The organism is Pseudomonas sp. (assembly GCF_048269965.1).
Classification (GTDB): domain Bacteria; phylum Pseudomonadota; class Gammaproteobacteria; order Pseudomonadales; family Pseudomonadaceae; genus Aquipseudomonas.
The window spans coordinates 61,995-88,670 of the sequence record NZ_JBLWTV010000022.1; the positions used below are offsets into that span (position 1 = coordinate 61,995).

A 26,676-nucleotide genomic window follows, 5' to 3' on the forward strand; every position below is an offset into this window, starting at 1 on the left:
AGTGCGTAGGGCGGGCTCAGGAGCGCCAGCGAACAGCCCGCCGGCCCTGCCAGGTTCGGCATCGCAACCTGCACCTGGCGCACCAATGGCGTACTGCCTTCGGCGAGTACGCCCTACTCCGCTGTACAAGCCCGGATGCAATCCAGGAAGGGTCACCGGCCATCCCGGATTGCATCCGGGCTACGCGGCCACCACGCCCACACATGACAAAGCCGCCCGAAGGCGGCTTTGTCAGAGAGCAGGGCTCAGCTTACAGCTGCGGGCCGGCGTTCTTGATGGCGTCGCTGACATCGAACTTCTGGAAGTTGTCGATGAACAACTTGGCCAGCCCCTTGGCAGCTTCGTCGTAGGCATTCTTGTCAGCCCAGGTGTTGCGCGGGTTGAGCAGGTTGGTCTCGACGCCCGGAACCGACTTGGGCACATCCAGGTTGATGATCGGCAGGTGCTCGGTCTCGGCACCGATCAGCGCGCCGCTCTGGATGGCGGCGATCACACCACGGGTGGTGGGGATGTTGAAACGCTTGCCGACGCCGTAGCCACCACCGGTCCAGCCGGTATTGACCAGGTAGACCTTGGAGCCGAAGGCATTGATGCGCTTGATCAGCAGCTCGGCGTAAACGCCGGCCGGACGCGGGAAGAACGGTGCACCGAAGCAGGTGGAGAAGGTCGACTTGATGCCGCCGCCCGAGCCCATTTCAGTGGAACCGACCAGCGCGGTGTAGCCGGACAGGAAGTGGTAGGCCGCCTGCTCGTTGTTGAGGATCGACACCGGCGGCAGCACGCCAGTCAGGTCGCAGGTCAGGAAGATCACGGCGTTCGGCTCGCCGCCCAGGTTCTTCTCGCTGCGCTTCTCGACGTACTCCAGCGGGTAGGCGGCGCGGCTGTTCTGGGTCAGGCTGTCGTCGGCGTAATCGGGAACGCGCTGCTCGTCGAGCACGACGTTTTCCAGCACGGTACCGAACTGGATGGCTTTCCAGATCACCGGCTCGTTCTTCTCGGACAGGTCGATGCACTTGGCGTAGCAGCCGCCTTCGACGTTGAACACCACACCTTCGCCCCAGCCGTGCTCGTCGTCACCGATCAGGTAACGCGACTCGTCGGCGGACAGGGTGGTCTTGCCGGTGCCGGACAGGCCGAAGAACAGGGTGACATCGCCTTCTTCGCCGATGTTGGCGGCGCAGTGCATCGGCAGCACGTCTTTTTCCGGCAGCAGGAAGTTCTGCACGGAGAACATGGCTTTCTTCATTTCACCGGCGTAGCGCATGCCGGCGATCAGCACTTTCTTGGCAGCGAAGTTGATGATCACGCAGCCGTCGGAGTTGGTGCCGTCACGCTCAGGCACGCACTCGAAGTTGGCGACGTTGAGGATCTGCCACTCGGCCTTGCCAGCCTGGTTGTAGGTGGTCGGGTTGATGAACAGCTGACGGCCGAACAGGTTCTGCCAGGCGGTCGCGGTGGTCATCTTGACCGGCAGGTAATGCTCTTCGGCAGAACCGACGTGAACGTGGGAGACGAAGTGCTCCTGGGCGTCGTTGAACGCGGCGACGCGATCCCACAGGGCGTCGAACTTGTCGGCCGGGAACGGACGGTTGATGGCGCCCCAGGCGATCTGCGCCTCGGTGCTCGGCTCCTGAACGATGAAGCGATCAGCCGGCGAGCGGCCAGTGCGATGACCAGTACGTACGACCAGCGCGCCATTGGCGGCCAGTTCCCCTTCACCACGGCGAATGGCTTCTTCGACCAGTTGCGCGGCGCTGATGTCGGTGTACACGGCGTTGTTGGCTTGCGTCATGAGGGTCCCCGTCGGCCACTGGCCGAGTCTTCCGAACGTTGTGTAGTGCAGGGGCAACTGCACTACACGGTAAAAAAGTCGCGGGAGTATGCCAGAAAAGCGAACTGCTTGGCATCCTCCGATCTGATAGAGAACGGCTATCGTTCAGAAAAGTTCATCAATGTCGTGTATGCGACGGTGCCTCGCTGCCAGCCCCGGCGAACAGCTGGGCGATATCGGCAGCGTCGAATGCATAACGCTCGTTACAGAACTGGCAATCGATCACCACGCTGCCACCCTGCTCGGCCAGCAGCAGCTCGGCATCGGCCTGACCGAGGCTGGCCAAGGCGCTGGCCGAGCGCTCGCGCGAGCAACTGCAGCGAAACTCCAGCGGCTGCTCGTCGAACAGGCGCACGTTGTCTTCGTGGTAGAGACGATGCAGCAGGGTCGGGTTGTCCAGGCCGAGCAGCTCTTCGGCGCTCAGGGTGTCGGCCAGGGTCAGCACGTGGTTCCAGCTCTCGGCGCGCGCCTCGGGCTCGATCTGGTGATGCGGCGGCAGCTGTTGCAACAGCAGGCCGCGCGCACGCTGGCCGTCGGCCTTGAGCCAGAAGCGCGTCGGCAACTGCTCGGAGCTGGCGAAGTAGTTGGACAGGCACTCGGCCAGGTCGACGCCATCCAGGTCGACGATGCCCTGGTAACGCTGGCCCCGGGTCGGATCGATGGTGATCGCCAGCACGCCATTGGGCATCAGGCTTTGCAGGTCGGCATCGGCGCCGATCTGCTCGGCTTCATAGCGGGCGATACCGCGCAGTTCACGTGCGCTGGAGCATTCCACCATCAACAGCGACAGCGGGCCTTCGGCGCGCGCCTGCAGCACCAGCAGGCCATCGAACTTGAGGGTACCGACCAGCAGGGCGGCGGCGGCCATCATCTCGCCAAGCAGTTGCGCCACTGGCTGCGGGTAGGCGTGCTTGGCCAGCACATGAGCGTAGCTTTCGCGCAACGCGACCATTTCGCCCCGCACGTCGGTGTCGTCGAAGAGAAAGCGTTGACTGAAGTCGTTCATGGCGGCTGGCCCAGGGTCTGTAAAAAGGCTGGCGATTTTATGCACAAACGCCATCACAACCAAGGCCCGACCGTCATGTGCGTCTGCTCACACGGCACAAGCCAGGCCCTGAACCTCGACTGAACGAGCGCTCGGCCGCCCTTGCACTGCCACCCGCACTGCCTATCATCCGCGCGCCTGGGGTTGGCCTGTCATAAAACTGCAAAGGGATTTTCCATGTCGAGCACGTTCATCAATCGCCACTGGCACCTACGCGCCATGCTGGTCTGCCATGTCCTGGCCATCGCACTGCTCGTCAGCTGGCTGTGGCAGCCCACACGCGAGTTGTGGGACGCCTTCGATCTGTGGCTGTTCAAGCTGCTCAACGACCCGGTACACGCCGCCGGCCTGTGGGCCAAGATCTGGGCAATCGGCAGCATGCGCCCGGTGGATCTGGGTGTCGGCGTGGTGATGTTGGCGGTGATGCTCAAGGCCGGCCTGGTCTTCCAAGGCCATCAGGTGCGCCGGGCCTTGTTCGCCTTTCTGGTCGCCCTGACGGTGATGCTGCTGATGCGTGTGCTGTTTTCCGACCTGGTCGAGTACATGGGCTGGCAGCACGCCAGCCCGTCGCTGGTGGTAGAAGGCAGCGCCCGCCTGACCGAGATGTTCCCCGCCTGGGAAGAACGCTGGAACCTCAAGGACAGCGCCAGTCGCAGCTTTCCCGGTGATCACGCCTCGGTGCTGCTGATCTGGGCCTATTTCATGAGTTTCTTTGCCCGTGGCTGGCGCCTGCTGCTGGTCTGGGCAATCACTCTGATCGGCATACTGCCGCGCCTGGTGGCCGGCGCCCACTGGGGAGCGGATGCCTTAGTCGGCGGCGTACTCCTCAGCCTGCTGGCTCTGGCCTGGGGTTGCTACACCCCCCTGGGTCATCACGCCAGCGAATGGCTGGAGAAGATCACCCTGCCGATCACCTCGCGCCTGGCCAAGCTGCCACTGCTGGGGCGCCTGAGCATCGTCAGCGGACGCTGAAAGAGGTCACCTGAATGCTATCCGGGAATGGTCGGTGTGATTTCCCGGATTTCATCCGGGCTTGGCAAGCGCGCTGCACCCGCCGGCCGTAGGGTGCGCCGTGCGCACCAACAGCGGTCGGCGAAGTTTCGGTGCGCACAGCACAGCCTACGGCGAGGTAACGCTATTCGTCCTCATCCGCCCAGGGATGGCGCAGGCCACCTTCTTGCTGTTCGTTGAACTGATGGATCTGCCGCCGCTGCTTCTTGCTCGGCCGGCCGTCGGTCTGCATCCCCACGGCGCCAGCCTTGCGCATCGCAGCAGCCTGCTCGCGGCGAGCGATGCTTTCTTCCGTCTCGCGATACAGCAGTTGCGCCTCGGGCGCACCACGGCGGACGCTGGATAATGCCAGCACGACCACGGTGCGTTCGTCGAAACCGGTGCGCAGCACGTATTCGTCGCCGATCCTCGGCTCCTTGCCCGGCTTGCAGCGCTCGCCACGATGATGGACCTTGCCACCTTCTATGGCGGCCTTGCACAGGGCGCGCGTCTTGAAGAAGCGTGCCGCCCACAGCCATTTGTCCAGGCGGATCTTGTCGTCGTCTTTTTCGCTCAATGCTCTTTCAACTCCATAACCATCGCTTCATGCCTGCCCGCCCGTCCCCCACATTCACACCTGCAACGGCGGTGAACATGGCGCAACTCTTCACGTACAGGCAGGTCGGCGGGTGTTTTCAAGTTCCACACCAGCCCCATTCGCTGAAGCACCAAAAGCACCCACCATCCCGGGTCCCACTCGCCCTCATACAACCCCAGTTTTGCAGACCCTGGGAACGCGTGGTGGTTGTTATGCCAACATTCGCCCATTGTCAGCAGGACAGCGAAAGGCACGTTGTAACCCTGCACGCTCGCACCTTCCACGATATGCGCCTGGTCACCATGGCGGTGGGCGAAATGCCCAATCAGCCAATGACCAAATACCCCAGCGGTGACTCGGGCGCAGACACCCCAGAACACCCAACCCCAGCCACCGATAGCAAAGAACAGAAGAGCCCAGGGCAGTTGCTGAAGCATCCAGGTTTTCTGCAGGAAACGATAAACCGGGTCCTCCTCGACCCGTGCCTCAACCAGAATGTCCGGTGGCCGTCTCAGGCGCAATTCACAATGCAATTGCCACCAGGCATCCACCAACGGCGAACGCCGATGGCCAAAGAAATCGTGGCACGCCTTCTGCCGCTGGGCATAGTCGCGCAAATCATGGGTACGCAGCAGACCGAGTGGTCCGCTAAGCCCCACCAGCACGCCGCAATAGACCAGGAAGTATTCCAACCACTTGGGGCACTGAAAGCTTTCGTGGATGAGCTTTCGGTGCATGCCCAACGAATGCCCGCACAGCAAGACGAAAGCAGTCGTCACCACAAACAGCACAAATGCAGACCAACTGAATGTCAGCGTACCGCCAACCAAGGCTCCCAGGGCCATCGTGCTGAACCAGAGCGAACGTATCGGCTCCCAATGAACCTCACCGTTCTCGACGTCCGCACCCAACTGGACTCGGTGATCTTTCAGGCTCTGCGGAAATATATCCATATGTTCCTCCGCCGGGACACCGGCTCATTCAGACGCTTTCTTGGCCTGCGCCTCAGACTCGCGCTTGAGTTGCCCGCCCGTCGGGCAGACCTCAAAAGCAAAACCGAGCAGGGTATTCAGCAAACTCTCGGGGTTAAGCCGGTAAGCCACGAACTGCCCACGTCGCTCGCTTACGACCAATCCGGCTGTCGTCAGTACAGACAAATGACGGGAAATAGCAGGGGCACTCATCTCGAAGCGACTGGCAATTTCCCCCGCTGTCAGCTCCTGCGCGGAGAGATAGGCCAGTATCTGCCTACGCGGCGTTGAAGCCAGCGCCTCAAAAATCCGATTAGCGTCCATTCGCGCCACCATAATTAACAATTTAGTTAATTGCTTATATGCCTAAAAGAAAAAGGTGACAACTGAATCAAGCAAAAAACATGTGGGCAGGTGCGGTTGTCATACGCCCTGTCTAGAATGCCCATCCAAATACCCTGGAACGCCGCCTTGAAGACTTTCGACCAGCTCAGCGTGATCGGCTTGCGTGAGTGGATCAATCTGCCCGAGCTCGGCATCATCGGCTTGCGCGCCAAGATCGACACCGGAGCCAGCACCTCGAGCCTGCACGCCAGCGATATCCAGACGTTCCAGAAGGACGGCGAGGACTGGGTGCGTTTCACCGCCTACCTCGGTACCCAGGTGCAACGCCGCCATCGCTGCGAGGCGCAGATGGTCTCGGTGAAACGCATCAAGAGCTCCAATGGCCAGGCGCAGAGCCGCTACGTGATCCGCACGCACCTGGCCCTCGGCGATCGCCTGTGGCCGGTCGAGTTCACCCTGGCCTGCCGCAAGACCATGCGTTATCGCGTACTACTCGGTTCCAAGGCGCTGATCACCGGCCAACTGGTGGTCAATCCGGCACTCAGCTATGTGCAGGACAAACCCTCACTCTCCTCGTCCCTTCCAGGTGCCCAATGAAGATCGCCGTGCTGTCGCGCAACCCGCGTCTGTATTCCACTCGCCGTCTGGTGGAGGCCGGTCAGCAGCAGGGCCATGAGATGCAGGTGATCGACACCCTGCGCGCCTACATGAACATCGCCAGCCACAAACCGCAGATCCATTATCGCGGCCAGGCGCTGGAGGGCTTCGATGCGGTGATTCCGCGCATCGGTGCTTCGGTGACGTTCTATGGCTGCGCGGTGTTGCGCCAGTTCGAGATGATGGGCGTCTACCCGCTCAACGAGTCGGTGGCCATCAGCCGCTCGCGCGACAAGCTGCGTGCCCTGCAACTGTTGTCGCGCAAGGGCATCGGCCTGCCGGTGACCGGCTTCGCCCACTCCCCGGACGACATTCCCGACCTGATCCAGATGGTCGGTGGCGCGCCGCTGGTGATCAAGGTGCTGGAAGGCACCCAGGGCATAGGCGTGGTCCTGGCCGAAACGCACAAGGCGGCCGAGTCGGTGATCGAGGCCTTCCTCGGCCTCAAGCAGGACATCATGGTCCAGGAGTACATCCAGGAAGCCGGCGGTGCCGACATTCGCTGCTTCGTGGTTGGTGACAAGGTGATCGCGGCGATGAAGCGCCAGGCCAAGTCCGGCGAGTTCCGCTCCAACCTGCATCGCGGCGGCAGCGCCAGCCTGATCAAGATCACCCCGGAAGAGCGCATGACCGCCGTGCGCGCGGCCCGCGTGATGGGCCTGAACGTCGCCGGGGTGGACATCCTGCGCTCCAACCACGGCCCGCTGGTGATGGAGGTGAACTCCTCGCCCGGCCTGGAGGGCATCGAGACCACCACCGGCAAGGACGTCGCCGGGATGATCATCCAGTACCTGGAAAAGAACGCCGAACCCGGCCAGACCCGCACCAAGGGCCGCGGATGAGCCCAGTGTTCGACGGCCGCCTGGCGCTGATCGCGCCAGCCTCTGCCATCGCCGAAGACGTGCTCGAGGCGACCCTGGCGCAGCTCGACGTGCTGGGCATCCGCTACCACCTGGGTCAGCACGTGCGCGCCCGCCATCGCTACCTGGCCGGCACGCCGGAGCAACGCCTGGACGATCTGCACCAGGCCTTCGCCCTGGCGGATATCAGCGCCGTCTGGTGCCTGCGCGGCGGCTACGGCTGCGCGCAGCTGGTGGCGGATATCGACTGGGCGCTGCTGCGCCAGGCCAGCCCGCGCCCGCTGATCGGTTTCTCCGATCTGTCGATTCTGCTCGAGGCCTTTGCGCAACGGGGGCTGCCAGCCATTCATGGGCCGGTGGCCACGGCGCTCGGCCATCTGGCTCTGTCAGCGCCCGGTGGTCAGCGGGAACGCCTGGCCTCGATGCAGGCGCTATGGAGCCTGCTCAAGGGCCAGCACCGGCAGTTGCCGCTGCGCCATATAAGCGGCCCGCAGCATGCCATCGAGGGCACCTTGCAGGGCGGCAACCTGACGGCCCTGGCCAGCGTCTGCGGCACCCATGCCGAGCTGCGCCTGGCGCAAGATTCGATCCTGATCCTGGAGGACGTCGGCGAGCCCTACTACCGCCTTGAGCGCAGTTTCTGGCAACTGCTGCACAGCTTCGCCGGGAAGCGGCCACGCGCGGTGTGCCTGGGCAGTTTCACCGACTGTCCACGGCGCGGCGTGCACCACAGCCTGGAACAGATCATCGGTGAATACCTCGCGCCGCTGGGCATCGCGCTGTACGGCGAACTGCCCAGCGGCCATGGCGACAGCAATTATCCCTGGCCTTATGGCCAGCAGGCGCGCCTGGGCGGCGGCAGCCTGAGCTGGTAACGCGGTTCAGCGCTGACGCGCCTGCATCCAGGCGAGAAACTCCGCTTCGCTCATCGGCCGGCCGAACAGGTAACCCTGGCCCAGGGCACAGCCCTGCTCACGCAGCAGCGCCAGCTGGCTGTCGTGTTCGATACCCTCGGCCACGCACTCCAGGCCCAGGTTGCGCGCGATCATCAGGATGGTCTGCACCAGCATGCGCCCACTCGCTTCAGCGTCGAGATCGGCGACGAAGCTGCGGTCGATCTTCAGCCGGTCCAGCGGCAGACGCTTGAGATAGGTCAGCGACGAGTAGCCGGTACCGAAGTCGTCGATGGCGAAGCGCACGCCCTGCGCCTTGAGCTGCTGCATATTGCCGATGCAGCGCTCGACATCTTCGAGTAGCACGCCTTCGGTGATTTCCAGCTCCAGGGACTGGGCCGGTACGGCGTGCTGGCGCAAGCACTGCTCGACACGCTCCACGCAGCCCGCCTGACGCAGCTCACGCGGGCTGAGATTGACCGCCAGCACCAGTTGCGGCCATTGCGCCTGCCAGCGTGCCAGTGCCGCGCAGGCCTGCTCCAGCACCCACTGGCCGATGTCCTGGATCAGCCCGGTTTCCTCGGCCAGGGGAATGAACTGATCCGGCCCGATCTCACCACGCTCGGGGTGCATCCAGCGCAGCAACACCTCGGCGCCTGCCACGCTGTCGTCGGCCAGGATCAGCTGCGGCTGGAACACCAGCTGCAGTTGCTGACGCGCGATGGCCTGGCGCAACTCGCTCTGCAACTGCAGGCGCTGGTCGATGGCAACCTGCATCTGCGGGGCGAAGAAATGCAGGGCGTTGCGCCCGGCATGCTTGGCCCGGTACATGGCGGTATCGGCCTGCTTGAGAATGTCCGAGGCCTGCTGCAGGCCCAGCGGGTGCAGGGCGATGCCGATACTGGCGCTGATCGCCAGCTCATGGCCGTCGATCAGGCAACTGCCATGCAGGCCGCGCAGCAGTTTCTCGCCCACGGCTGCGGCCTGCTCGGCAACCGCTTGCGGCTCATGATCCAGCGCTTCGAGCAGCACCACGAACTCGTCACCGCCGAGGCGCGCCAGGGTGTCTTCAGTGCGCAGCTCACGGGCCAGGCGTGTGGTCACTTCGACCAGCAGGGCGTCGCCAACCAGATGACCCAGGCTGTCGTTGACCGTCTTGAAGTGATCCAGATCGATGAACAGCAACGCGCCCAGGCTGCCCTCACGACTCTCGCGATCCATGGCGTGCTGCAGGCGATCGAGCAGCAGGCGGCGATTGGGCAGGCCGGTGAGTTCGTCGCTGTAGGCCAGGCGCTCGATCTCGCGCTGGTAGCGTTGGCGCTCGGAGATGTCGGTGACGCTGGCGCGAATCAGCAGCTTCTCCCCAGGCATGCGCACCAGGCGCACCTCGCAGGGCAACTGGCGACCGGCGCTGTCGCGATGGCTCCATTCGAACACCGGCGCATCACCGGCAATGGCGCGGCGCAGGAATGCCTTGCCGGCGCGAGAAGACAGCCGACCATCGGCCTGACGTACCGGGCTGATGCTCTGAATCGACTTGCCGAGCAGCTCATCGCGGCGATAGCGGAACAGGCTCAGGGCATTCGCGTTGCACTCGACGATGCCGCCCTCCGGGTCGAACAGCAGGATGGCCTCGGGCGCGTGCTCGACCAGCGTTCGATAGCGCGCCTCGGCCTCGCGCCGGGCACTGATGTCCTCGACCAACAGCAGGAACAGCGTCTGCCGGCCACCACCGCCGCGCACGGCGCGCAGGCTGACACGGGTGAAGACCACCAAGCCATCGGCACGCAGAAAGCGCTTGTCCATCTCGAAGCCATCGCTGCTGCCCAGCAGCACCTGCTCCACATGAGCCTGCTCCGCCGGCAGATCGTCCGGGTGCGACAGTTGCTGCCAACTGCTGACGAGCAATTCGTCGCGGCTACGACCGAGAATGCTGCACAGCTTCTGGTTGACCTCTTCCCAGCCAAAGCTCTGGGTCGTCAGCGCCATGCCGATCAGCGGCGCCTCGAAGAACAGCCGCAGGCGTTCGTCTCGCTCGCGCAGTTGCGACTCGGTGCGCTTGCGCTCGCTGATGTCCTGCACCACGCCGTAGATGCGCACCAGGCTGCCGTCGTTGTCGCGCTCGGCCATGCCGCGCAGGCGTACCAGGCGTCCCCCCAGACGTGCTGCCAGGCGCACCTCGATATCCAGGTCATCCCTCCCGCTCAAGGCGGCCTGCAGGGTCTGCATGATCAGCGCCTGGCTCGGCGTGTCGAAGTAATCCAGCGCCTGCTCGAGATTCGGCGGCCCAGGATGGATGTCGCGGTCGACGATGCGGTAGCAGCCATCGCTCCAGAACATGCAGTAGTCGCTGACCTCCAGCACCCAGCCGCCCAGGTTGGCAATGTCTTCGGTCTGGCTGAACAGATGGCTCTGGCGCAGTAGCTGCGCTCGCTGCAGCTCGACCTTGGCCGCCAGCTCGACACGCTCGGTGACATCATGCTGCAGCCCGACGAAATGGCTGATGCCCTGCTCGTCGCGCATCGGCGCCAGCACCACCTCGTTCCAGAACGGCTTGCCGTCCTTGCGATAATTGCGCACCACGGCATGGCCGCTGCACCCCTCTCGCAGGGCACGGCGCAACGGTTGCAGCTCGAGCTGGGCGCGATCCAGGCCGAGCAGGAAACGGCAGTTGCGCCCCAGCACCTCCTCGGCGCTGTAGCCGGTCATCTGGCTGAATGCGAAATTGCAGTACACCAAAGGCATGTCGGCCTGGCGCGCATCGGCGATGGTCACGCCCAGCGGGCTGGCCTCCATCGCCAGATTGGCGCGGGCCAGTTGCTGCTGCATCTGCGCGCTGCGCGCCAGCGCCTGGCGCAGATCGCCGAGCGCACGCCCCACCAGCAAGGTGGCGCCCATCAGCAGCACGACGGCGAAGTGCAACTGGCTACGCTGCAGATCCAGCTCACCGAAGCTCGGGCTGCCGCGCAACAGCGGTAGCGGCAGGGTGGCGGCGTACACCAGCAGCACACCATACAGTGCACCGGCAAAGGCGTGCCGTAGCGCCAGTACCAGCATGCTCAGGCCAAGTAGCGGCAGGGCGAGCTGAGCCGGCAGGCTGGCGCTGAGCAGCATCAGCACCAGAAACACGCCAGTCGCCAACAACCAACCACCCGGCGAGCGACTGATGCTCAGCGTCGGCGCGCTATCTGTCAGCGGCTCGCTGATCCAGCCGCGCGCCCGCAGCAGTGGGGTACCGTACGTCAGCAAGGGCGCCGTCAGGGCAAGCATATTGATGGTATCGCTCAACCAGATCGCCAGGCCGTCCTGCGCCCACTGCTCGCTGGCCTGAAAACCGCTCAGCCAGAGGTTGCTCTGCACACCGAGCGCCACCAAGGCGCTCGGCATCAGCACGGCGAAGGCGAGGAACCTGAGCAGATCGCTCAAACGCCCCAGGGCAGGATCGAAAGGCTGACGCCGCAACAGCCACCAGCCCAGGGCAACGGCGACGGTTTCCGGCAACGCATAGAGCGGCGACCACTGCCAGGGCAGGCCCCATAGCGGCGCACTGAACAAGGCATTGAGGTACAACGCCGGCAGCACGCGCGGCCCCCACCACAGGCACAAGGCAAGGCCGAGCACCAGGGGGAGATAACACAACGCCACCCCGTCATTCAGGCGGGTCGCCAGGGAAATCCAGGTTGCCAGATGGAAAATCGGCAGCGGCAGCCACCAGGTCCAGTTGGGCAAGCGGTCAGGGCAGGCGGCGGGCATGCAGGCCTCGAGTTGATGCGCTGGCACAGCATAGCCCAGCGCCAGAGCGCTTGGCAGCATATTGCCAGCACCCTGGCCGTCACCTGGACGGTCGGTCGTCAGCTACACCGCGTCGCGCGGCAACAGCAGCCCCAGCGGCAGGCGCACCCGCGCCTCCAGGCCACCGCCGGAGCGGTTGCGCAACTCGACGCTGCCACCATGCAGTGCCGCGATGCGCTTGACGATGGCCAGACCAAGACCTGTGCCGCGCCCACCACGCGCCCGATCACCGCGAATGAAGGGGTTGAAGATGCTGTCCAGCTCGGCTGGATCGATACCGTTGCCACGGTCCAGCACGCTCAGCACCACATAAGGCGCGTTGTGATCGCCGGCCAGGCTGGCGACCACCTCGACGGCATCACCACCGCCATGATTGAGGGCATTCTCCACCAGGTTGGTGAGCAGACGCTTGGTCGAGACGCGGCGCAGCGGGAAGGGAGGGATCGGCTCGAGGCACAGGCGCACGCGCTCGCCGTTCTGGTTGTAGGGCGCCAGGGTTTCGCGCACCAGTTCGGAGAAGTCCAGCGCCTCCAGTGGCTCGTCGCGCCCATCGCGGATGAAGGCGAGGAACTGATCGAGGATGGCGTCCATGTCCTCGATATCGCGCACCATGTCCTCGGTCAGCTCGGAATCGTGCTCCATGAACTCCAGGGCCAGGCGCAGACGGGTCAGCGGCGTGCGCAGATCATGAGACACGCCGGCCAGCATCAGTTCACGTTCGCGCCCGGCCTGCTCGACGTCCTCGGCCATCTGGTTGAAGGCGCGGTACACCTCGGTCATCTCGCTTGGCGTATCGCCCACCGGCAGGCGCACGCTACGCCCCTGACCGAGCTGGCGAGCGGCATAGACCAGGCGTTTGAGCGGCGCATTGAGCTGGCGCACGAAGATCCAGGCGGCGGCCGTGGACAGCAGGCCGATACCCAGGAACCAGCCGAGCACGCTCCAGATGCGCTGGCCACGCAGCGGATGCGGATACATCGGCACCCTCACCCAGCCATCGCCGAGACTCGGTGCCCGCACCCACAGCGCGGGTGGCGTGGTGGCGCGCACGCGGGTTTCGGTATCGGGACCGAGCTCGGTTTGCATCTGCCGCTGGAAAATCTCGCTGTAGGGCCAGTGCTGCTCACTGGCCGGCACCTTGTCGCGCGGGATGCGCTTGAGCCCGGCGGCCTGGGCGATATGGTCGCGATCGTCGGGATTGGCCGCCCAGTAGGCCCGCAGGGTCAGCGCCGCACCGTGGCTGTACTGGCGGTCGACCAGCACGTCCTCGTTCATCATCAGGTACACCAGCGTCAGTGCCTTGGAGAACAGCACGACCACCAGCACCAGCCAGAGAGTGCGGGCGAAGAAGCTTTGCGGGAACCAGTAGGGGGCTTTCATCAATGCAGAACCGTAGGAGCGAGCCCAGCTCGCGAATCGAAACCACGTTTTCGCGAGCAGCGCCCGCTCCTACAGGTCACTTGTTGCCGTCGGGCACGAACACGTAGCCCACACCCCAGACGGTCTGGATATAACGCGGCTTGGACGGGTCCGGCTCGATCAGGCGACGCAGGCGGCTGATCTGCACATCGATGGAGCGCTCCAGCGCGTCCCACTCGCGGCCACGGGCCAGGTTCATCAGCTTGTCGCGGGTCAGCGGTTCGCGCGCATGTTGCACCAGCGCCTTGAGCACGGCGAACTCGCCGGTGGTGAGCATGTGCACCTCCTGCCCCTTCTTCAGCTCGCGAGTGGCCAGGGACAGTTCATATTCGCCGAAGCTGACGCTCTCGTCTTCGCTGCCCGGCGCACCCGGCACCACTGGCGCCTGACGGCGCAGCACCGCCTTGATCCGCGCCAGCAACTCACGCGGGTTGAAGGGTTTGGCCAGGTAGTCGTCAGCACCCAGTTCCAGGCCCTGGATACGGCTGGACTCATCGCCCTTGGCGGTGAGCATGATGATCGGCATCTGGTTGCCGGCTTCACGCAAGCGGCGGCAGGCAGAAAGGCCGTCTTCGCCCGGCAACATCAGGTCCAGCACCACCAGATTGAACAGTTCGCGCGCCAGCAGACGATCCATCTGCTCGACGTTTTCCACTGCGCGAACCCGGTAGCCCTGCTCATCGAAGAAGCGCTCGAGCAAGCGGCGCAGACGGGCGTCGTCATCGACGATGAGAATCTTCTCGCCTTCGGCGACAGGGGCAGCGGACTGGGTCATGGCGTCTCCTTGGACAGCCGTACTGAGGACGGCAAGTGGCGGCATTATCGCTCAGGCGCATGGGTGGGCGCTTCAGCCATTGTTAGCAGATTTTTCCCCAACGGTTCGCAGCTCTCGCGAATGCGGTGTTTATAATGCGCCGCTTTCGTGTCTGGCCAGCATCTTTGCGGCCGCCCTGTCGCTTCAGTGGGTAGTTTCTATATGGACAGCATCAACAACCGCATCGCCGATGAACTGGGCGTGCGCCCGCAACAGGTTGCCGCCGCCGTGGCCCTGCTCGACGAAGGCTCCACCGTGCCCTTCATCGCCCGTTACCGTAAAGAAGTGACCGGCAGTCTCGACGACACCCAGTTGCGCCATCTGGAAGAGCGCCTGCGCTACCTGCGCGAGCTGGATGAGCGCCGTGTGGCGATACTCGCCAGCATCGAGGAGCAGGGCAAGCTGACCCCCGAACTCAAGCGCGAGATCGACCTCGCCGACACCAAGACCCGTCTCGAAGACTTGTACCTGCCGTACAAGCAGAAGCGCCGCACCAAGGGCCAGATCGCCCTGGAAGCCGGCCTCGGCGAACTGGCCGATGCGCTGTTCAACGATCCGAGCCTGACGCCGGACCAGGAAGCCGAGCGCTTCATCGACGCCGAAAAGGGCTTCGCGGATGTAAAAGCCGTGCTCGAAGGCGCCAAGTACATCCTCATGGAGCGCTTCGCCGAAGACGCCGCGTTGCTCGACAAGCTGCGCAGCTTCCTCAAGGACAACGCCACCCTCAGCGCTCGCCTGGTGCCGGGCAAGGAGAACGAAGGCGCCAAATTCAGCGACTACTTCGAGCACGACGAAGCGCTAAAGGGCGTGCCGTCGCACCGCGCGCTGGCGATTTTCCGCGGCCGCAACGAAGGCATTCTCAGTTCCAGCCTGAAGGTCGGCGAGGAGCTGCCCGGCACCATGCATCCGTGCGAGCTGATGATCGGCGAGCGCTTCGGCATCAGCGCGCAAGGCCGTGCCGCCGACAAGTGGCTGGCCGAGGTGGTGCGCTGGACCTGGAAGGTCAAGCTCTACAACCATCTGGAAACCGACCTGCTCGGCGAGCTGCGCGAGAAGGCCGAGGACGAGGCGATTGCCGTGTTCGCCCGCAACCTGCATGACCTTCTGCTGGCCGCCCCCGCCGGCCCGCGCGCCACCCTGGCGCTCGACCCGGGCCTGCGTACCGGCTGCAAGGTGGCGGTGGTCGACGCCACCGGCAAGGTGCTGGAAACCGCCACCGTCTACCCGCACGCGCCGCGCAACGACTGGGACGGCACTCTCGCCATCCTCGCCAAGCTCTGTGCCAAGCATGGCGTCGACCTGATCTCCATCGGCAACGGCACCGCCAGCCGCGAGACCGACAAGCTGGCCGCCGAACTGATCAAGAAGGTGCCGGGCCTGAAGCTGACCAAGGTGATGGTCTCCGAGGCCGGCGCCTCGGTGTACTCGGCCTCGGAACTGGCCGCCCGCGAATTCCCCGATCTCGACGTGTCCCTGCGCGGCGCCGTGTCCATCGCCCGTCGCCTGCAGGACCCGCTGGCCGAACTGGTGAAGATCGACCCGAAATCCATCGGCGTCGGCCAATACCAGCACGATGTCTCGCAGCTCAAGCTGGCACGCAGCCTGGACGCCGTGGTCGAGGACTGCGTGAACGCCGTCGGCGTGGACGTGAACACCGCCTCTGCCGCCCTGCTGGCACGCATCTCCGGCCTCAACGCGACCCTGGCGCAGAACATCGTGCAGTACCGTGACGCCAACGGCGCCTTCGCCTCGCGCGCCGAGCTGAAAAAGGTGCCGCGCCTGGGTGAGAAGACCTTCGAGCAGGCCGCCGGCTTCCTGCGCGTGATGAGCGGCGACAACCCGCTGGACGCCTCGGCGGTGCACCCGGAAACCTATCCGCTGGTCGAGCGCATCGCCCAGGACACCGGCCGCGACATCCGCTCGCTGATCGGCGATTCGGGCTTTCTCAAGCGCCTCGACCCGGCCAGGTTCACCGATGAACGCTTCGGCCTGGTCACCGTCGGTGACATCCTCAAGGAACTGGACAAGCCTGGGCGCGACCCGCGCCCGGAATTCAAGACCGCCGAATTCCAGGAAGGCGTGGAAACCCTCAAGGACCTCAAGCTGGGCATGGTGCTCGAAGGCGTGGTGACCAACGTCACCAACTTCGGCGCCTTCGTCGACATCGGCGTGCACCAGGACGGCCTGGTGCACATCAGCGCGCTGTCGGAGAAGTTCATCAAGGACCCGCACGAGGCCGTCAAGGCCGGCGATGTGGTCAAGGTCAAGGTGATGGAGGTGGACATCCCACGTAACCGTATCGCCCTGTCCATGCGCATGGGCGACACGCCGGGCGAGAAGGTCGAGGGACCGCGAGGCGGTCAATCGCGCGGCGGCAGTCGTGGCGGCAATGCGCCGCGCAGCGAGCGCCACTCCAGCCAGGACAAACCGGCCCCCGCCACCGGCGGCATGGCCGCCCTGTTCGCCAACGCCAAGCAGTTGAAGAAATGAGCACGACCGACAACGTGGGCGCCAGCAGCGCCTTTTCCCGCCTGCTCGGCCTGGAGATCCTCCAGGTCGGCGGCGGCGAGGCGCGCGTGCGCCTGACCCTCACCGACGATTTGCGCAACCTGCACGGCAAGCTGCACGGCGGTGCGCTGTTCTCGCTGATCGACACCGCCATGGGGCAGGCCAGCCACAGCCTGGGCGATGGCGGCCCGAGCAGCGTGACCCTGGAATGCAAGATCAACTACATCCGCCCGGTGTCCGAGGGCAGCGTGCTGTGCCATGCCAAGGTGCTGCACGCCGGTCGCCGCACCCAGGTGGTGGAAGCCGAAGTGCTGCAGGGCGACAAGCTGGTCGCCAAGGCGCAAGGCACCTTCGCCTGCGTGTAATCGCCTCCGCTCGGTCTGGTCTAATCTGGCAAACCGTTCGCCCCTTGCAGAGTGCAGGGGCGATCCCCATATTGTGGCGATTGCCCAGTTAGGAATTGCATCTTGAGCGATCTTCTCTCCCGCCGCCTGGCCCTGCTCGGCGAGCCGGCCAACCTGTCCCTGCTGGGTGAGTGTCTGCACGGTATCGAGCGCGAATGCCTGCGCGTCGATCGCGACGGCCAGCTGGCCCTGACCCCGCACCCGCAGGCGCTGGGCTCGGCGCTGACCCATGCGCAGATCACCACCGACTATTCCGAGTCGCTGCTGGAGTTCATCACCGGCACTGCCAACGACCCGGCCGCCACCCTCGCCGAACTCGAAAGCATTCACCGCTTCGCCTACGACAAGCTTGATGGCGAACTGCTGTGGAGCCCGTCGATGCCCTGTGCCCTGCCGGACGAGGAGACGATTCCCATCGCCCGCTACGGCAGCTCCAACATCGGCCGCCTCAAGTACGTGTACCGTAAGGGTCTGGCGCTGCGCTACGGCAAGACCATGCAGTGCATCGCCGGCATCCACTACAACTTCTCCCTGCCCGAGGGGCTGTGGCAGCTGCAACAGCAGAGCGAAGGCAGCGAGCAGAGTGCGCGTGACTACCAGTCGGCGCGTTATATCGCGCTGATCCGCAACTTCCGCCGCTACAGCTGGCTGCTGATGTACCTGTTCGGCGCCTCGCCGGCGCTGGACAAGGGCTTCATGCGCGGCCGTGCGCACCACCTTCAGGAACTGGACGCCAGCACCCTGTACCTGCCCTACGCCACCAGCCTGCGCATGAGCGACCTGGGCTATCAGAGCAGCGCACAGTCCGGCCTGACCCCCTGCTACAACGACCTGACCAGCTACACCGACAGCCTGCGCCTCGCGGTCGGCACGCCCTACCCGGCCTATGTCGAGGCCGGCATCAAGCGCGGCGACGAGTGGCTGCAGCTGAACACCAACATCCTGCAGATCGAGAACGAGTACTACTCGAGCATCCGCCCGAAACGCGTCACCTACAGCGGCGAGCGGCCGATCCAGGCGCTGATGAGTCGTGGCGTGCAGTACGTGGAAGTGCGCTGCCTGGACATCAACCCCTTCCTGCCGCTGGGCATCGACGTGGCGCAGGCGCGCTTCATCGACGCCTTCCTGCTGTTCTGCGCACTGGAAGACAGCCCGCTGCTGGAGAACGGCGAGTGCAGCAGTTGCACCAGCAACTTCCTCAAGGTGGTCAAGGAAGGCCGTCGTCCCGGTCTGCACCTGCACAAAGGCAAGCAGCAGGTGGAACTCAAGGTCTGGGCCAGCGAACTGCTCGAACGCATCCTGCCGCTGGCCGAACTGCTCGACCGCAGCCAGGGCAGCAGCATGCACATCGAGGCGTTGGCGCAACAGCAAGCCAAGGTCGCGGATGTGGCGATGACGCCATCGGCGCAGGTGCTGGCGATTCTGCGTCAAGGCAAGAGCTTTACCGAGTTCGCCCTGCAGCAGAGCCTGCGCCACGCCGAATACTTCCGCGCTCAGCCGCTCGGCACGCAGCAGCAGCAGGCCTTCGAACAAGCCGCCCACGATTCACTGGCCGCGCAGGCAGAACTGGAGGCCCAACCCCAGGGTGATTTCGATGCGTTCGTCGCGGCCTACCAGGCGAGCATTCTGGCGTTGGCCGTGTAGCTGAAGCCGGTCGAGCTGCGCCGTAGGGTGTGCCGTGCGCGCCAAGCGACTCAGGATACAGGCGGTGCGCACGGCGCAACCTACGCGACACCCGGCAACATCAGGTGCTTGCCAATGGCCAAATCGGATTAGTCGACTGCGTCACAAAGCCAACCAGCGGAGCAAAAGCCAGGATGGGCGGCCACTCCCTTGGCCGCCCGGCCAGCTAGCATTGCCGGGTAAAGGACGATAGACGAGCAGCGCCCATGGCCGACGACGCCACGCCGCAATGGAGCCTGGAAAGCCTGACCAAGGCCTACCAGCAAGGTTATATGGCCGGTCTTACCGGCCAGCCCAGAACCCGCCAGCCCTACCCCGAGGAAATCCCTGCTGCCGCCTGGGAAGCCGGCTGGGACGACGGCTTCGAGCAGATGCGCCTGCAGCAGCATAGCGCCTGACGAGCCATTGCGGTCAGCATCTATTCTGTAGGAGCGGCTTCAGCCGCGAAGCTCGCGAGTAAATTCGCTCCTACAGCACGTAGCCTGGATGTAATCCGGGAATATCCCTTCTTATTCGGTGCGCGCAGCGCACCCTACTGAGCTGAGATGGATTCTGCAGGTAGGGTGGATGTCGCCTTTTACATCCACCAAACGGTGGATCGATGAAGCGTGATCCACCCTACGCCTGAAGGGCCCTAGGCCGGATGCAATCCGGTGCATTTCCGTCTACTCGGTGCACACAGCTCACACTACAGGGCCTTCTCGAACACCTTCGAATTGCGCTGGTAGTTGTACAGCGAGGCCCGCGCGGTGGGCATGCGCTCGACGCTGCTCGGCTCGAAACCGCGCTCGCGGAACCAGTGGGCGGTGCGGGTAGTGAGCACGAACAGGGTCTTGATCCCCTGCGCCCGTGCCCGCGCCTCGATCCGCTCCAGCAGCTCGTCGCCGCGACCGCCGTGGCGGTAATCGGGATTGACGGCCAGGCAGGCCAGCTCGCCACAGTCGGAATCGGCAATGGGATACAGCGCCGCACAGGCAATGATCAGTCCTTCGCGCTCGACGATGCTGAACTGCTCGATCTCGCGCTCCAGCACCTCGCGCGAACGACGCACCAGAATGCCCTGTTCTTCCAGCGGGCTGATCAGCTCGATCAGGCCGCCGACATCTTCGATGGTCGCCTCACGCAGGGATTCGAACTGTTCCTGGGCGACCAGGGTGCCGTTGCCGGTGCGGGTGAACAGCTCGCTGAGCAGCGCACCATCGGTGGCATAACTGACGATATGACTGCGCCCCACGCCGCCACGGCAGGCCTCGGCCGCGGCATCGAGCAATTCCCCCTGGTAGTTGCTGCCCAGCCGCGCCAGGTGCGCCGGCACCTGCTGCGGACGCAGCTCACGCACCAGCCTGCCCTGCTCGTCGAGCAGACCGTCTTCGGCGCCGAACAGCAGCAGCTTGTCCGCACCCAGATCGATGGCCGCGCGGGTGGCGACGTCCTCGCAGGCCAGGTTGAAGATCTCCCCGGTGGGCGAATAGCCCAGCGGCGACAGCAGCACGATGCTGCGCTCGTCGAGCTGGCGATTGATGCCCTTGCGATCGATACGCCGCACCTCGCCGGTGTGGTGATAGTCGACGCCATCGAGCACGCCGATCGGCCTGGCGGTGACGAAATTGCCGCTGGTCAGACGCAGGCGCGAGCCCTGCATCGGCGAGGCGGCCATATCCATCGACAGGCGCGCCTCGATGGCGATGCGCAACTGGCCGACGGCATCGATCACGCATTCCAGGGTCGGTGCGTCGGTGATGCGCAGGTCGCGATGGTAATGCGGGATCAGGCCACGGGCAGCGAGGCGCGCCTCGATCTGCGGGCGCGAGCCGTGAACCAGTACCAGGCGCACGCCGAGGCTATGCAGCAGCACCAGGTCATGGACGATGTTGGCGAAATTCGGATGGGCAACGCCCTCGCCCGGCAGCATGACCACGAAGGTGCAGTCGCGATGGGCGTTGATGTAGGGCGAAGCGTGGCGTAACCAGGTGACGTAGTCGTGCATGTAGAGATCCGTTAGCGTGAAAGTCGCGCAGCGACGCCCTCCTCGTACACTTCCCCTTCCGGGAGAAGATGGCGCGAAGCGCCAGATGAAGGAGGACATGCCCGTCAGCGTCCAGTCGTAGGGCGGGTGCAACCCGCATGTGCAATAGGGCAGGCTCGGGGCTGGCTCTCATCGTCGTTGCACGTCTTCACTCCGCGTCAGGCAATAGTGTTGGATCAGTTGGCGCAGCAGCGCCACGGTAGGTTCGATGCGCGCCAGCTCCAGGTGTTCCCCTGGCTGGTGCGCGCAGTCGATGTCGCCGGGGCCGAGCACCAGCGTCTCGCAGCCAAGTTGCTGAAGATAAGGCGCCTCGGTGCCAAATGCCACCGCTTGCGCACTGTGCCCGGTCAGACGCTCGGCCAGGCGTACCAGCTCGGCATCGGCAGATTGCTCGAAGGGCGGCACGGCCGGGAACAGCGGGCCGTAGTCGATACGCACCTGGTGCTTGAGCGCCAACGGCTGCAACTTGCCGCGAATCGCCGCACGCAGTTGTTCCGGGTCCATGCCCGGCAGCGGGCGCAGGTCGAACTCCAGCGCGCACTGGCCACAGATGCGGTTGGGATTGTCACCGCCGTGGATGCAACCCAGGTTCAGGGTCGGCTGTGGTACACCGAATTGCGGGTTGTTGAATTCGCGCTGCCACTGGGCACGCAGGCCGCGCAGCTCGTCCATCACGTCCTGCATGGCCTCCAGCGCGCTGTGGCCGAGCGCCGGGTCGGAGGAATGGCCACTCTGGCCGAGGATGTCGATGCGCTCCATCATCACGCCCTTGTGCAGGCGGATGGGCTTGAGCCCGGTCGGTTCGCCGATCACTGCCGCGCGGCCAAGCGGCCGGCCGGCCTCGGCCAGGGCGCGGGCACCGGCCATGGAACTTTCCTCGTCGCAGGTGGCGAGGATCAGCAGCGGTTGCCTGAAGGGCTGATCGAGCAGCGGCCGCACGGCTTCGATGGCCAGGGCGAAGAAACCCTTCATGTCGCAACTGCCAAGGCCCACCCAGCGGTCACCGACTTCGGTCAGCCTGAGCGGGTCGGTCTGCCACAGGGCAGCATCGAACGGCACGGTATCGCTGTGCCCGGCCAGCACCAGGCCGCCAGGGCCTGAACCATAGCTGGCAAGCAGGTTGAATTTGCCGGGGGCAATCTGCTGGGTTTCGCAGGTAAAACCGAGATCACCGAGCCAGGCGGCGAGCAGCTCGATCACAGGCGCGTTGCTCTGATCCCAGCTCGGCTGGGTACAGCTCACCGAAGGCGCGGCGATCAGCGCGGCGAACTGCTCTTGAAAGGACGGCAAGGGCATCAGCACTCTCCTGGGTCGGAGCTCCATCATAGGAGCATCCAACCGCAGGGGAAACCGTCAGCGCAGGATCAGACCCCGCCGAACAGCGCGCGCAGAATGAAGAAGAAGAAGATCGACAGCGCAGCGCCCACCGGCAGGGTGATCAGCCAGGACATGAATATCCTGCCGATCACGCTCAGGTTGAGCGCACCGATGCCGCGAGCGATACCGACGCCGAGTACCGCACCGACCAAGGTATGGGTAGTGGAAACCGGCAAACCGATGGCCGAAGCACCAACCACGGTAGTGGCGGTCGCCAACTCAGCGGCAAAGCCACGGCTTGGGGTCAGCTCGGTGATTTCCTTGCCGATGGTGGCGATCACCTTGTAACCATAGGTGGCCAGGCCAACCACGATACCCACCGCTCCGAGCAACAATACCCAGGCTGGCAGCGCTGCCTTGGCGCCGACCATTTCACCACCACTCTGGATCACGCCAACGATGGCCGCCAGCGGACCAACCGCGTTGGCCACGTCATTGGAGCCGTGAGCGAAGGCCATGGCGCAGGCGGTGAAGATCATCAGTACGGCGAACACCTTCTCCACGCTGGCGAAGTGGAAGCTCTTGTCGGCCTCGACATCCACCTTGATGCGGCTGAGGAGAGCAATGCCGATCAGCATCACCAGCACGCCAATACCTGCCGCGAGGAGGAAGCCCTCAATAGCGCTGAGGTGCAGGCCTACATGCTTGAGCCCTTTGGTCAGGGTCATGATGGAAACCATGAAGCCGGTGAGGAACATATACACCGGCACGTAGCGCTTGGCGTTGGCGAACGGGCTATCGGTGTCGATGATCAGCTTCTGCACACTCATGAACACACCGAAAGCCACCACGCCAGACAGCACGGGCGACACCACCCAGCTGGCGACGATGGGACCGACACCGCTCCAGTGCACGGCATCCATCGACACGCCGACCGCAGCGAAGCCGATCACGGCACCGACGATGGAATGAGTGGTGGAGACCGGCCAGCCTTTGGTGGAAGCCACCAGCAGCCAGGTACCCGCTGCCAGCAGCGCCGACATCATGCCCAGCACCATCAGGTTGGGACTGATAAGCGAGGCATCGACTATGCCGCTCTTGATGGTTTCGGTCACCTCGCCGCCAGCCAGGTAGGCACCGGCAAACTCGAAGACCATGGCGATGATGATCGCCTGCTTGATGGTCAATGCACGCGAGCCAACGGATGTACCCATAGCATTGGCTACATCGTTGGCTCCAACACCCCAGGCCATGAAAAAACCGAAAAGGCAGGCAAGAACGAGCAGAACGAGCCCGTAGTCCGCAATAAGAGACATAAATTAGTTTTCCGTAGATCCCAGAAAGGACACTGGCGCTTAGCGCGCCAGCAGTTGTTCCAGTCGGTTGCCCACTCGTTGGGCGCGGTCGGCGACATCGCCGACCCAGTCGATGATCTGATAGAGGAACATCACATCGACCGGGGGAAGGTCCTTCTCCAGCTTGAACAGGTTGCGGCGCACCTCGATCTGCAGGCGATCGGTATCGTTTTCGATCGAACCGAGCTCCTCGATCAGGGTTTCCACGAGTACAGCTTCACGGCCGGCGAAACCGGTCTCGAGCAGCTCGTCCAATTCGTTCATTGCCTTCAGCGCCTGAGCGCTGGCATCCACGCTGCGCTGCACGTAGGTGCGCATCAGCGGCTGCAACGGTTGTGGAATGGCCATCTGCCGGCCGAGCATCAGCCCAGCGATGTCCTTGGCACGGTTGGCGACTTTGTCCTGTACACTGAGCAGCTCGAGCAGGTCCGAACGCGGCACCGGCAGGAACAGGCTCTTGGGCAGGTGCAGGCGCACGCTTTTCTTCAGCTTGTCGGCCTCGTGCTCCAGCCGGGACATCTCCTGTTGTACCTGTTCCACCTTGGCCCAGTCCTCGACCATTATGGCTTCGAAGAAAGGCACCAGGTTCGCCGCGCACTCGTGAGCCTTGGCGATATGCTGTTGCATGGGGCCGATGGGTGAACGGCCGAACAGGCTGACAAAGGGATTGATAGGCATAGGGTAAGCCCCCGTTTTGAGAAGGTCGCAAGTATAGGGACCGGCTTCGTCATTCGCCAGCGCGTGTCATCGCTCTGTCACATTTTCATAAAAGGCTATCTAGCTCTCCACCATGGTCAAAGAAACCGAAATCAAACTGCGCGCCAGCCGCGCCACCCTGGCCGCCCTGCGTGAACACCCGTTGCTGAAAAAACGCAACAAGAGTGGCTGGCAGCGCGGCGAGCTGTTCAACCAGTATTACGACACGCCGGACCGCGAGCTGGCGAGTGCCAAGGTCGCCCTGCGTCTGCGCCGCGATGGCGAGCAGTTCATCCAGACCCTGAAGAGCCGTGGCCAGAGCGTCGCCGGCCTGTCCGAGCGCAACGAGTGGGACTGGTACCTGAGCAAGGCCAAGCTCGACCTGAAAAAGCTCGATGACAGCTGCTGGCCAGCCAGCCTGGCGGAGCTGGACAAGAAAACCCTGCAGCCGTTGTTCACCACCGACTTCGTTCGCGAAAAGGCCGAGATCTCCTGGGGCCGTGGCAAGGCCAAGGTGATCATCGAAGCCGCGCTGGATCTGGGCAAGGTCATCGCCGGCGAGGGCGAAGAAGAGATCTGCGAGCTGGAGCTGGAGCTGCGCCAGGGCGAGCCCGCCGCCCTGCTGGAGCTGGCCTGCGAACTGGCCGCCGAGCTGCCGCTGATGCCCTGCGACATCAGCAAGGCCGAGCGCGGCTATCGCCTGTTCGATGCCGGCAGCTACAACCTGAGCCTGCCAGCCCCCGAGCTTGACGCCGAGATGAGCCTGGACGATGCCTTCGCCGCGCTTGCCTGGCACCTGCTCGGCGCCAGCCAACGCCTGGCCGAGCAATATCGCTGGAACGGCCATTGGAGCCTGTTGCAACAATGGCTGGAGCAGTTGATCGACCTGCGCGCCCTGCTCGCCAGCCTCGGTCAGGCGGCGCCCCGCAGCAGCTCGCGTGAATTGCGCGAAGCGCTCGATGCCCTGCTCGACGACTGGCGGCCGCGCCTGGCAGCCGGGCAGAACGATGACAGCATGCGGCGCAACGCCCCGGCACTGTTCGCTGCCGAACTGGATGGCTGCCGCTGGGGCCTGCTGTCGCTGAAGCTGTCGCACTGGCTGCTGCAGCGCAACTGGACGTTGGAGCGCAACAATCGCGGCAATCGCCAGGGCAATGCAGCCCTGGGCAACTGGTTACCGACCCTGCTGAGCGAAGAAGGTAATGCCCTGCAACTGCGCCGCTACCAACAGCAGCCGGAAGACCTGGCCGAGCAGATGCCACGTCTGGAACGCTTGCTGGTCTGGCTGCGACTGGCGCGAAGCGTGCTGGAAGTGCCCGAGGTCGACCGCCTGTATGGCGAGCTGAACAAGCTGTACGGCCTGGCTCAGCAGGACCTGGACGAAGAACAGCGCCAGCTGCGTGCGACTCAGACGCAGATCGTGAGCAGCCTCAAGGCCTGGAAGGCGTTGGTCAGATAGCGCAAGACTCGGTGCGCACAGCGCACCCTACCGCCAGTGCCGCCAACCAGCGGCACCATGAAAAACGGGCCCCGCAGGGCCCGTTTTTCATTTCAGCGTGCAGCTCAGTTGCTGCTGGGATTGCGACGGCTGTCGACGACCTGCTGCCAGGACGGATTGGCGGTCTCGTCCATGGCTTGTTGCATGGCCTTCTTGCGCTTTTCTTCGGCGCGATGGGCGAAGAACCAGGCCAGGAAGGTGGCGAACGATACAGCCAGCAGGATCAGGCTGGCCACCGCGTTGATCTCAGGTTTAACCCCCAGGCGCACGGCAGAGAAGATCTCCATCGGCAGGGTGGTCGCACCAGGACCGGAAACGAAGCTGGCCAGTACCAGGTCATCCAGCGACAGGGCGAAGGACATCATCGCACCCGCTGCCAGCGACGGCGCGATCATCGGCACGGTGATCAGGAAGAACACTTTCCACGGCCGCGCCCCCAGATCCATGGCCGCTTCTTCGATGGACATGTCCAGCTCACGCAGACGCGACGACACCACCACCGCCACATAGGCCGAGCAGAAGGTGGTGTGGGCGATCCAGATGGTGGTCATGCCACGCTGCATCGGCCAGCCGATCAGTTGCGCCATCAGCACGAACAACAGCAGCAACGACAGACCGGTGATCACTTCCGGCATCACCAGCGGCGCGGTGACCAGGCCACCGAACAGGGTACGTCCCTTGAAGTGGGTGATGCGGGTCAGCACGAAGGCCGCCAGGGTGCCCAGCGCCACCGCCGCAATGGCGGTGTAGCAGGCGATTTCCAGCGAGCGCATCACTGAGTTCATCAGTTGCGTGTTGTCCAGCAGGCCGACGTACCACTTCACCGACCAGCCGCCCCACACGGTTACCAGCCGCGAGGCGTTGAACGAGTAGATGACCAGGATGACCATGGGCAGATAGATGAATGCCAGGCCGGCCCAGAGCATGATGCTGGAGAAACTGAAACGCTTCATGGCCGTCCCTCCAGCTCTTTG

Annotated in this window: 22 protein-coding genes; 9 read left to right on the forward strand and 13 right to left on the reverse strand. The window is 64.3% G+C overall.

Annotation, left to right across the window (positions count from 1 at the left end; translation table 11 throughout):
• Positions 1–250: 250 nt before the first annotated feature.
• Both ACN0X6_RS20835 and hslO read right to left on the reverse strand, forming a co-directional pair.
• Complete coding sequence (locus tag ACN0X6_RS20835; protein ID WP_417706912.1) at positions 251–1,792, reverse strand: phosphoenolpyruvate carboxykinase; 1,542 nt, start codon at positions 1,790–1,792, stop codon at positions 251–253.
• A 157-nt stretch (positions 1,793–1,949) separates the two neighbouring features.
• The gene (gene hslO, locus ACN0X6_RS20840) at positions 1,950–2,837 is read right to left on the reverse strand and encodes an Hsp33 family molecular chaperone HslO (protein WP_417706913.1); all 888 of its coding nucleotides are present in this window, start codon (positions 2,835–2,837) and stop codon (positions 1,950–1,952) included.
• A 216-nt stretch (positions 2,838–3,053) separates the two neighbouring features.
• Between hslO and ACN0X6_RS20845 the strand changes: the two genes are divergently transcribed.
• A complete protein-coding gene (locus tag ACN0X6_RS20845; protein ID WP_417706915.1) occupies positions 3,054–3,848 on the forward strand; it encodes a phosphatase PAP2 family protein in 795 nt (264 codons plus the stop codon).
• A gap of 163 nt (positions 3,849–4,011) precedes the next feature.
• Here ACN0X6_RS20845 and ACN0X6_RS20850 read toward each other — a convergent pair whose 3' ends face one another.
• From ACN0X6_RS20850 to ACN0X6_RS20860, 3 genes are read right to left on the reverse strand one after another with little or no spacing between them, the layout of a single operon-like run.
• The gene (locus ACN0X6_RS20850) at positions 4,012–4,443 is read right to left on the reverse strand and encodes an RNA-binding S4 domain-containing protein (protein WP_417706916.1); all 432 of its coding nucleotides are present in this window, start codon (positions 4,441–4,443) and stop codon (positions 4,012–4,014) included.
• Positions 4,440–5,417 carry an acyl-CoA desaturase gene (locus tag ACN0X6_RS20855; RefSeq protein ID WP_417706918.1) on the reverse strand — a complete coding sequence of 326 codons (978 nt, stop codon included), beginning with the start codon at positions 5,415–5,417 and terminating at the stop codon, positions 4,440–4,442. Before ACN0X6_RS20855 ends, ACN0X6_RS20850 begins: the two co-directional genes overlap by 4 nt.
• Before the next feature lie 24 nt (positions 5,418–5,441).
• Positions 5,442–5,759: a metalloregulator ArsR/SmtB family transcription factor gene (locus ACN0X6_RS20860; protein ID WP_417706919.1), complete on the reverse strand. Its 318-nt coding sequence runs from the start codon at positions 5,757–5,759 to the stop codon at positions 5,442–5,444.
• Positions 5,760–5,906: 147 nt separating this feature from the next.
• Here ACN0X6_RS20860 and ACN0X6_RS20865 point away from each other — a divergent pair, with 147 nt between their 5' ends.
• From ACN0X6_RS20865 to ACN0X6_RS20875, 3 genes are read left to right on the forward strand one after another with little or no spacing between them, the layout of a single operon-like run.
• Complete coding sequence (locus ACN0X6_RS20865) at positions 5,907–6,377, forward strand: ATP-dependent zinc protease (protein WP_417706921.1); 471 nt, start codon at positions 5,907–5,909, stop codon at positions 6,375–6,377.
• On the forward strand, positions 6,374–7,279 hold the full coding sequence (gene rimK, locus ACN0X6_RS20870; RefSeq protein ID WP_160018953.1) for a 30S ribosomal protein S6--L-glutamate ligase: 906 nt from the start codon (positions 6,374–6,376) through the stop codon (positions 7,277–7,279). The genes ACN0X6_RS20865 and rimK overlap by 4 nt, the downstream gene beginning before the upstream one ends.
• On the forward strand, positions 7,276–8,172 hold the full coding sequence (locus ACN0X6_RS20875) for a S66 peptidase family protein (RefSeq protein ID WP_417706924.1): 897 nt from the start codon (positions 7,276–7,278) through the stop codon (positions 8,170–8,172). Before rimK ends, ACN0X6_RS20875 begins: the two co-directional genes overlap by 4 nt.
• A gap of 6 nt (positions 8,173–8,178) precedes the next feature.
• Here the strand turns inward: ACN0X6_RS20875 and ACN0X6_RS20880 are convergent, their stop codons facing one another.
• From ACN0X6_RS20880 to ompR, 3 genes are all read right to left on the reverse strand, one after another.
• Complete coding sequence (locus ACN0X6_RS20880; protein WP_417706926.1) at positions 8,179–11,943, reverse strand: EAL domain-containing protein; 3,765 nt, start codon at positions 11,941–11,943, stop codon at positions 8,179–8,181.
• Positions 11,944–12,045: 102 nt separating this feature from the next.
• Positions 12,046–13,362 carry an ATP-binding protein gene (locus tag ACN0X6_RS20885; RefSeq protein ID WP_417706928.1) on the reverse strand — a complete coding sequence of 439 codons (1,317 nt, stop codon included), beginning with the start codon at positions 13,360–13,362 and terminating at the stop codon, positions 12,046–12,048.
• Positions 13,363–13,438: 76 nt separating this feature from the next.
• Positions 13,439–14,176, reverse strand: coding sequence for a two-component system response regulator OmpR (ompR, locus tag ACN0X6_RS20890; RefSeq protein WP_417706930.1), 738 nt, complete (start codon positions 14,174–14,176; stop codon positions 13,439–13,441).
• Between the two features lie 201 nt (positions 14,177–14,377).
• Between ompR and ACN0X6_RS20895 the strand changes: the two genes are divergently transcribed.
• The 4 genes from ACN0X6_RS20895 to rmf all read left to right on the forward strand — a co-directional run bounded on the left by ACN0X6_RS20895 (position 14,378) and on the right by rmf (position 19,208).
• Positions 14,378–16,705, forward strand: coding sequence for a Tex family protein (locus ACN0X6_RS20895; protein WP_417706932.1), 2,328 nt, complete (start codon positions 14,378–14,380; stop codon positions 16,703–16,705).
• A complete protein-coding gene (locus tag ACN0X6_RS20900) occupies positions 16,702–17,088 on the forward strand; it encodes a PaaI family thioesterase (protein WP_106733610.1) in 387 nt (128 codons plus the stop codon). Before ACN0X6_RS20895 ends, ACN0X6_RS20900 begins: the two co-directional genes overlap by 4 nt.
• A 102-nt stretch (positions 17,089–17,190) precedes the next feature.
• Complete coding sequence (gene gshA, locus ACN0X6_RS20905) at positions 17,191–18,771, forward strand: glutamate--cysteine ligase (protein WP_417706935.1); 1,581 nt, start codon at positions 17,191–17,193, stop codon at positions 18,769–18,771.
• Between the two features lie 245 nt (positions 18,772–19,016).
• The gene (gene rmf / locus ACN0X6_RS20910; RefSeq protein ID WP_090335979.1) at positions 19,017–19,208 is read left to right on the forward strand and encodes a ribosome modulation factor; all 192 of its coding nucleotides are present in this window, start codon (positions 19,017–19,019) and stop codon (positions 19,206–19,208) included.
• A gap of 290 nt (positions 19,209–19,498) precedes the next feature.
• Here rmf and argA read toward each other — a convergent pair whose 3' ends face one another.
• The 4 genes from argA to ACN0X6_RS20930 all read right to left on the reverse strand — a co-directional run bounded on the left by argA (position 19,499) and on the right by ACN0X6_RS20930 (position 24,186).
• Complete coding sequence (gene argA / locus ACN0X6_RS20915) at positions 19,499–20,797, reverse strand: amino-acid N-acetyltransferase (RefSeq protein WP_417706938.1); 1,299 nt, start codon at positions 20,795–20,797, stop codon at positions 19,499–19,501.
• A gap of 168 nt (positions 20,798–20,965) precedes the next feature.
• Entirely contained in the window at positions 20,966–22,132 is a 1,167-nt protein-coding gene (argE, locus tag ACN0X6_RS20920; RefSeq protein ID WP_417706940.1) for an acetylornithine deacetylase, read from the reverse strand.
• Between the two features lie 68 nt (positions 22,133–22,200).
• Entirely contained in the window at positions 22,201–23,469 is a 1,269-nt protein-coding gene (locus tag ACN0X6_RS20925; RefSeq protein WP_417706942.1) for an inorganic phosphate transporter, read from the reverse strand.
• Between the two features lie 39 nt (positions 23,470–23,508).
• Positions 23,509–24,186 carry a TIGR00153 family protein gene (locus ACN0X6_RS20930; protein ID WP_104729913.1) on the reverse strand — a complete coding sequence of 226 codons (678 nt, stop codon included), beginning with the start codon at positions 24,184–24,186 and terminating at the stop codon, positions 23,509–23,511.
• Between the two features lie 112 nt (positions 24,187–24,298).
• Here ACN0X6_RS20930 and ACN0X6_RS20935 point away from each other — a divergent pair, with 112 nt between their 5' ends.
• Complete coding sequence (locus tag ACN0X6_RS20935) at positions 24,299–25,663, forward strand: inorganic triphosphatase (protein WP_417706944.1); 1,365 nt, start codon at positions 24,299–24,301, stop codon at positions 25,661–25,663.
• A gap of 104 nt (positions 25,664–25,767) precedes the next feature.
• On the opposite strand, the gene ACN0X6_RS20940 is transcribed toward ACN0X6_RS20935, so the two are convergent.
• A complete protein-coding gene (locus tag ACN0X6_RS20940; RefSeq protein ID WP_417706945.1) occupies positions 25,768–26,655 on the reverse strand; it encodes an ABC transporter permease subunit in 888 nt (295 codons plus the stop codon).
• Positions 26,656–26,676 lie beyond the last annotated feature (21 nt).